Below are 1,376 nucleotides of genomic sequence, written 5' to 3'. Positions count from 1 at the left end.
CGCCGATTTCAGCGCCTTTTTCTGCTGCCAGTTGCTTCAGGCGGATCGCCGCGGACAGGCCCGCCGGGCCGCCGCCTACGATCACCACGTCGTATTCCATCGACTCGCGTGTATTTTCGAGGTCGCTTTCAAGAATTGTAGGAATTGACACTGCCCTGCCTCTCCACTTATCTGCTCAAAACCATGATTCGCCGCTAGCGGCACGTCGGCCTTCGCCGGTTGCGCGTTAGACGAATGCGCCCGCAACCATTTCGTTTGTGCCCATATACTCAGCGCTCGCCTCGTGCGATCGTTGCACGCCTCCCATCACCGGGCGCTGCCCAGACGGCGGGAAAACGCACCACGAGCCATCGTCGTGCCTGAAAAAGAAAATGGAAAACACGCCGCCTGGCCGCCCTGCCTCGACACACACATAGCGCCAACGCCTGCGAGCACCGTGACTGAAGCGCGTCACGCGTGCCGCCCTCGCGCCCTCCTCGCCAAGCCACTTCTCGGCGAGCACGCGCAATGTTCGTTCCCTTCCGTTCATCGACCTCTCCCGCTACCCGCCCGTCATGACGACGCGACTCGGCTCCGCCGTTCGGCTCGTGCTAACCCTGCTGTTGAAGCTCGCCGATGAGTTCCGGTGTAACGGTGAACAGATCGCCCACGAGACCGTAATCGGCTACGCTGAAGATCGGCGCTTCTTCGTCCTTGTTGATCGCCACGATCACCTTCGAGTCCTTCATGCCGGCCAGATGCTGGATCGCACCCGAGATACCCACCGCGACGTACAGCTGCGGCGCGACGATCTTGCCGGTCTGGCCCACCTGGTAATCGTTCGGCACATAGCCCGCGTCCACAGCCGCGCGCGATGCGCCCAGCGCCGCGTTGAGCTTGTCGGCGAGCGGCTCGAGAACCTTCGTGTAGTTCTCGCCGCTGCCCAGACCGCGGCCACCCGAGACGATGATCTTCGCGCTCGTGAGTTCCGGACGGTCGAGCTTCGTGACTTCGCGGCCGACGAACTGCGAGAGGCCGCTGTCTGCCGCCGCTTCGAGCTTCTCCACCACTGCGCTGCCGCCTTCGGCTGCAACGGCGTCGAACCCAGTCGTGCGGACCGTGATGACCTTGATGGGGTCTTGCGACTGAACCGTTGCAATCGCGTTGCCGGCGTAGATCGGACGCTCGAACGTGTCCGGCGAATCCACTGCCGTGATGTCCGAGATCTGCGCAACGTCCAGCTTCGCGGCGATGCGCGGCGTGACGTTCTTGCCCGCTGCCGTCGACGGCGCGAGGATGTGCGTGTAGTTCTTCGCGATGCTCAGGACCGTCGCTTCGACGTTCTCAGCAAGACCCACTTCGAGTTGCGGCGCGTCGGCCAGCAGCACCTTCGCCAC

General features: G+C 63.4%; 2 protein-coding genes. Both read right to left on the bottom strand.

What is annotated here, in order from left to right; all coding sequences use genetic code 11:
• A partial coding sequence (locus tag HV773_RS36430) for an FAD-dependent oxidoreductase (protein ID WP_246282659.1) occupies positions 1 to 145 on the bottom strand: 145 nt, incomplete at its 3' end.
• A gap of 445 nt (positions 146 to 590) precedes the next feature.
• Positions 591 to 1,376: electron transfer flavoprotein subunit alpha/FixB family protein (locus tag HV773_RS36425; protein WP_175198542.1), on the bottom strand; the 786-nt coding region annotated here is incomplete at its 5' end.

It is taken from the genome of Paraburkholderia caffeinitolerans (assembly GCF_902859945.1).
Lineage (GTDB): Bacteria > Pseudomonadota > Gammaproteobacteria > Burkholderiales > Burkholderiaceae > Paraburkholderia > Paraburkholderia caffeinitolerans.
The sequence above is the reverse complement of the archived record's forward strand: the minus strand, read 5'-3'. Positions and strand labels throughout refer to the sequence as shown.